The organism is Dyella sp. 01N36 (assembly GCF_056399745.1).
Window position 1 is genome coordinate 1 of sequence record NZ_JBFTRY010000192.1, and the last position, 6258, is coordinate 6258.

The window sequence follows — 6258 nt, forward strand, 5'->3', positions numbered from 1 at the left end:
CTACAAGATCGACGCGTTCACGGGCGATCTGCAGGCCGAGTTTGCCGATACGGAGAAGTGGACTGCAGAAGCCATCGAAGGCCTTGCTCGCCGCGTGAAAGTCGCTGGCCGCGTCATGCTCAAGCGCGACCAGGGCAAGGTTGCCTTCGTGCAGATGCAGGATGTCAACGGCCGTATCCAGCTGTTCATCCACCAGGGCACGGTGGGCGAGGATACGTACAAGGCGTTCAAGACCTGGGACATGGGCGACATCGTCGGCGCCGAAGGCACGCTGATGCGCACGCGCACGGGCGAGCTGTCGGTGAAGGTGGATGTGCTGCGTCTGCTGACCAAGAGCCTGCGTCCGCTGCCGGACAAGCATCACGGCATGGCCGATGTGGAGCAGCGCTATCGCCAGCGCTATGTCGACCTGATCGTCACCGAGGATGCGCGCCGCACGTTTGCGCAGCGCTCCAAGATCATCGGCTTCATCCGCAAGTGGCTGGAAGCCGAGCCGCGCCGCTTCATGGAAGTGGAAACGCCGATGATGCACGTGATCCCGGGCGGCGCCACGGCGCGTCCGTTCGTGACGCATCACAACGCGCTGGATATGGATCTTTATCTGCGCGTGGCGCCSGAGCTKTACCTCAAGCGCCTCGTSGTCGGCGGCTTCGACCGCGTGTACGAGATCAACCGCAACTTCCGCAACGAGGGCGTGTCCACGCGACACAACCCTGAGTTCACCATGCTCGAGCTGTACCAGGCCTACGCCACGTACACCGAGATCATGGATATCACTGAAGAAGTGATCCGCGAGACGGCCAAGAACGTGATCGGCACCACCAAGCTGGTGTGGGAAGGCAACGAGATCGACGTGGGTCCGGCGTTCCGTCGCTGGAGCATGGAAGACGCCGTGCTGGAGCTGAACCCGGAGATCAAGCGCGACGACCTGCGCAATCGCGACGCCATGGCCGCGCACGCCAAGCGCCTTGGCTGCCAGGTCAAGGACGGCTTCGGCTGGGGCCGCCTGCTGCTGGAAATTTTCGAGAAGACGGTGGAGCACACGCTGATCCAGCCGACCTTCATCACCGATCACCCGGTGGAAGTGTCGCCGCTGGCGCGCGAGAGCGACACGAACCCCGGCATCACYGASCGCTTCGAGCTGTTCATCAACGCCAAGGAGCTGGCCAACGGCTTCTCCGAATTGAACGACCCGGAAGACCAGGCCGCCCGTTTCCAGAAGCAGGTGGAAGCCAAGGTCGGTGGCGACGACGAAGCCATGCATTTCGATGCCGACTACATTCGCGCGCTGGAAGTGGGCCTGCCGCCGACCGGCGGCCTGGGCATCGGCATCGATCGCCTGGTGATGTTGCTCACTGGTTCGGCGTCGATCCGCGACGTGCTGCTGTTTCCCTATATGCGCCCGGAGGCCTGATCCATGTGGTTCGCGATTGTTGGTACGGATGTGCCCGATTCCCTGGAGAAGCGTTTGGCCGCGCGCCCGGCGCATGTGGAACGCCTGAAGAAGTTGCTGGATGAAGGCCGCCTGCTGGTGGCCGGCCCGTTCCCGGCGATCGATTCGCCCGATCCGGGCCCGGCGGGTTTCACCGGCAGCCTGATCCTGGCCGAGTTCGCCTCGCAGGCGGACGCGGAGGCCTGGGCCAAGGTCGATCCGTATGTGGATGCCGGCGTCTACGCCAGCGTCAGCGTCAAACCCTTTATCAGAGCGCTGCCGCAGGCATGAGCGCGCCCATGGTCGAGCAGATCCGCGAGCGCCTGCAGCAGGCGCTGGAACCCTCGACCCTCGAAGTGCTGGACGAGGGCCACAAGCACGCCGGCCATGCCAACGAGGGGAAGGGGCATTTCCACGTGCGCATTGTCAGCGCGGCGTTTGCTGGCCAGATGTCGATCAAGCGCCATCGCCTGGTTTACGCAGCCCTGCACGGGCTGATGGACAACGGCATCCACGCGCTGTCGATCGACGCAAAGGCGCCCGGCGAGTAAGGGCAACCGGTTCCCTCACCGTCGTCCCAGCGAAAGCTGGGACCCAGTGACTTTGCCTTGAGACGCACCGTCCGAAGGCGCTGGATTCCTGCTTTCGCAGGAATGACGATCTAGGGCGAATAGAAAACTTTTCTATAACATTGGCTTATGCGCCAGTGTTAAAGTGAAACCTGTGGCCAAAACGCATTGCGGCTTCCCCTCGCGTTTGGCACAGTGACCCATCGCCCGGGCGCCCCCGGGCTTATCCACTTTTGCCGCCGATGCCCGCATGCGCCTGACTACGATCAAACTCGCCGGCTTCAAGTCCTTCGTGGACCCGACGACGCTCCATTTGCCGACCAATATGACCGGCGTCGTAGGTCCGAACGGCTGCGGCAAATCCAACATCATCGACGCCATCCGCTGGGTGATGGGCGAGAGCGCGGCCAGCCGCCTGCGCGGCGACTCGCTCACCGACGTGATCTTCTCCGGCTCCAACGCGCGCAAGCCGGTGGGCCAGGCCACGGTCGAGCTGATCTTCGATAACGCCGACGGCACCATCCAGGGCGAATACGGGCAATACGCCGAGATTTCGGTGAAGCGCCAGGTGACGCGCGACGGTCAGTCGGCGTACTACCTCAACGGCGCGCGCTGTCGCCGCCGCGACATCACCGATCTGTTCCTGGGCACGGGTTTGGGTCCGCGCAGCTACTCGATCATCGAGCAGGGCATGATCAGCCAGATCGTCGAGGCGGCACCCGACGAGTTGCGCACGCATCTGGAGGAAGCCGCCGGCATCTCCAAGTACAAGGAGCGCCGCAAGGAAACCGAGAGCCGCATCAAGTCCACCCGCGAAAACCTCGACCGCGTGCGCGACGTGCGCGACGAAGTGGACAAGCAGCTCGAGCACCTGAATCGCCAGGCTCGCGCCGCCGAACGCTGGAAGGCGCTGAAAGAAGACCAGACGCGCAAGGAAGCCGAGCTGCGCGCGCTCGAATACCGCGGCCTCAAGAGCCAGCATGACAACGAAGGCTCGGGCCTGTCCGCTGCCGAGATCGAGATCGAAAAGCACGTCGCCACGCAGCGCCATTTCGAGGCGCAGATGGAGACGGTGCGCGAGCGTCACACCGACGCCACCGACCATTTGAACAAGGTGCAGGCCGAGGTCTACAAGGTCGGCGCCGAGATCGCCCGCGTCGAACAGCAGGTGCGCTTCAACCGCGAAACCGCCGATCGACTGCAGCGCGCGCAGGGCGAGACCGAGCGCGAACACGCCGAGCTGGCCGAACACATCGCCAACGACCGCACGCAGGTGGAAACGCTGCGCATGGCGCTGGCCGAGGGCGAACCCAAGCTCGAAGCCCTGCAGCAGATGCAGGACGACACCACCGAGTCGCTGCGCGATACCGAAACCAAGCTGGCCGACTGGCAGCAGCGCTGGGATTCGCATACCCGCACGGCGGGCGAATCCAGCCGCGCCGCGGAAGTGGAGCGCACCAAGCTCAATTACCTCGATCGCCAGTCGATCGACCTGTCGCGTCGCCGCGAAGCGCTGGAGACCGAACAGAAAGCCACTGACATCGCCGCGCTCGACGCCGCATCCGAACAACTGCTGGTCGAACACGACACGCAGCGCGAACGCGTCGAATCGCTGGGCAGCCTGCTCGATCAGCACAAGTCGGCGCACGAAAAGGTGCTGGACGAAGAGCGCCAGGTGCAATCCTCGCTCAACGAGGCACGCCAGCAGCTGCAGACCGCGCGCGGACGTCACGCCTCGCTGGAAGCGCTGCAGCACGCGGCGCTGGGCCAGGAAGAAAGTGCAGCCAGTGGCTGGCTCGCGCGACTGGGTCTGGACAAGTCACGCCGCCTGGGCGAATCGCTGCAAGTGGAAGCGGGCTGGGAAACGGCCGTCGAAACTGCTCTGGCTGGCTTTCTCGATGCCGTACTGGTCGACGAATCGCACGCGCTGGCGACTGAATTCGGTGCGCTGGACAATGCGGACGTGGCCCTGGTCAACGGCGCCGACGGTGGCGTGAACACGGCAGGCACGCTGGCGGCCCATGTGCGCGGTCCGGCGGCGGCGCTGACCATTCTCAATCACGTGCTTACCGCCGATTCCATCGAGCACGCACACCGGATCGTGGCCGGTCTCTCGGCGCTGGCGCCGTATCAGTCGGTGATGACGGCCAGCGGCGAATGGCTGGGTCCGGGCTGGGCGCGCGTGCGTCGCGCGCAGGGCAACCAGGTCGGCGTGCTGGCGCGCGAGCGTGATTTGCGCACGCTGGCCGAACAGATCCAGGCGCTGGAAGAGCGCATCGAAGAAGCCACCAACACGCTCGACGATCTGCGCACGAGCAAGTTCGAAGCCGAGCGCGCGCGCGACGATGCACAGCGCGAGCTCTACAACGCGCACCGTCGTCAATCCGAACTGGCAGGCCAGGTGCAAAGCCACCGCGGCAAGATGGAAACTGCCCGCGCCCGCGCGGAAAAGGTGACCGGCGAACTCAATGACCTGATCACCCAGCTCGATGAATTGCAGACGCAGACGCGCGATGCGCGTGCGCGCCTGGATGAATCCGTCGGCCATATGGGCGACCTGGAAGACCAGCGCCGCGAGCTGGAAAACGAACGTCGCGCCTTGCTCGAAGCACGCGAAGAAGCGCGCATGAATGCGCGCGAGGCAGCCGATCAGGCGCACGCGCTGGCGCTGTCGATGGAGTCGAAGCGTTCGTCGCTGACTTCGCTGGAGCAATCGCTGGCGCGCATGGACACCCAGCTGCGCCAGATCGAGGCGCGCCGTACCGAAATCGCGGACCAGTTGGCTGCGGGCACCGATCCTATCGCCGAACTGGAAGCCGAGCGCCAGACCTATCTCGATCAGCGCCTGCTGGTCGACAAGCAGCTGGTGGAAGCGCGTCGCGGCCTGGAAGACTGCGATGTGGAATTCCGCCGCCTCGAGCAAGAGCGTCAGCGCATCGAGCAGTTGTTGCAGGGTCTGCGCGAAGGGCTGTCGCAGAAGCGCCTTGCTGCACAGGCCTTGCAATTGCGCGCCGAGCAGTTGGCCGAGGCGATCACTGCATCCGGTCTCGAACTGGAACCGCTGCTTGCCGAGCTCGCCGAAAATGCCGACGCCAGCCAATGGCGCACGCAGCTGGTCGAGATCGGCCAGAAGATCGTGCGACTGGAGCCGGTCAATCTCGCCGCGATCCAGGAACACGCCGAGCAGAGCGAGCGCAAGACGTATCTGGATAATCAGCTGACCGACCTGGTCAGCGCCATGGAGACGCTGGAGGCGGCGATCAAGAAGATCGATCGCGAAACGCGCCAGCGCTTCAAGGAAACCTTCGACCGCGTCAACGCCGGCGTGCAGGAGTTGTTCCCGCGCCTGTTCGGCGGTGGCCACGCGTACCTGGAACTCACCGGCGACGATCTGCTCAACACCGGCGTGGCAATTATGGCGCGCCCTCCGGGCAAGCGTGTTTCCAACATCACCCTGCTGTCGGGTGGCGAAAAGGCGCTGACCGCGGTGTCGCTGGTGTTTGCCATCTTCGGCCTCAATCCCGCGCCGTTCTGCCTGCTSGACGAGGTGGACGCGCCGCTGGACGAWGCCAACGTGGGTCGCTTCTCCAACATGGTGAAGGAGATGAGCGAGAAAGTTCAGTTCATCTTCGTCAGTCACAATAAGGCCACCATGGAAGCCGCCTCCCAGCTGTGCGGCGTGACCATGCGCGAAGCAGGCGTATCGCGACTCGTGCAGGTGGATCTGGCTGAAGCAGCTAAACTTGCGGGAGCAGCTTGAGGATTTGATATGACCGTGCAACCCGTACTCGCTTTTGCCTGGAATGCCGCCGTTGGCGTTCCCATGCTCATCGTCGGCCTGATTGTTCTGGCGGGACTGTGGCTGTTTGGCCAGCCCAGGAAAGAGCAGGGCAAGCGACGGGTGATCGTGACGGCCTCGGGCGAACGCCGCGAGCCGACCTTTGGTACCGAAGGCGATATCTCTACCGAGCCGTCCTTCAGTGCGCACGACGATTTCCGCATGGACGAACTCGACGCCCGCCAGCAGCCCCATCAGGGCGAGCTGGATGTCGGTCTGCGTGAGGAACTGGAACGCCTTGGCGCCACGCTCGCGGGCGGCAAGGACAGGGTCGAGCCGGCGCCGGTCGGTCGCTCGCTGGGCGCGGCGGCATCGATTGTCGATGCCTTGCGCGCACCGCCGGAGAAATTCGAGCAGAGCCTGGCGCAGGCGACGGGTGCCGATCAGGTGACCGCCCCGCGTGTACACGAGCCGGAGCC

The 6258-nt window shown here is 64.5% G+C and carries 4 protein-coding genes and 1 pseudogene; all 5 read left to right on the forward strand.

Annotated elements, in window-relative coordinates; all coding sequences use genetic code 11:
• On the forward strand, positions 1–1414 hold a 1414-nt coding region (gene lysS / locus AC1DMG_RS18640; RefSeq protein WP_477180882.1), incomplete at its 5' end, for a lysine--tRNA ligase.
• 3 nt (positions 1415–1417) lie between these two features.
• Positions 1418–1723: a YciI family protein gene (locus AC1DMG_RS18645; protein WP_477177560.1), complete on the forward strand. Its 306-nt coding sequence runs from the start codon at positions 1418–1420 to the stop codon at positions 1721–1723.
• An 8-nt stretch (positions 1724–1731) separates the two neighbouring features.
• On the forward strand, positions 1732–1983 hold the full coding sequence (locus AC1DMG_RS18650) for a BolA family protein (protein WP_441602376.1): 252 nt from the start codon (positions 1732–1734) through the stop codon (positions 1981–1983).
• Between the two features lie 268 nt (positions 1984–2251).
• Entirely contained in the window at positions 2252–5761 is a 3510-nt protein-coding gene (gene smc, locus AC1DMG_RS18655) for a chromosome segregation protein SMC (RefSeq protein WP_477180883.1), read from the forward strand.
• Positions 5762–5770: 9 nt separating this feature from the next.
• A pseudogene (locus tag AC1DMG_RS18660) lies at positions 5771–6258 on the forward strand (cell division protein ZipA); the annotation flags it as partial.

What these genes read in the sequence shown, in the direction of transcription:
- AC1DMG_RS18650 (WP_441602376.1), top strand. Translation starts at nt 1,732, where the DNA reads ATGGTCGAGCAGATCCGCGAGCGCCTGCAGCAGGCGCTGGAACCCTCG.
- AC1DMG_RS18645 (WP_477177560.1), top strand. Translation starts at nt 1,418, where the DNA reads ATGTGGTTCGCGATTGTTGGTACGGATGTGCCCGATTCCCTGGAGAAG.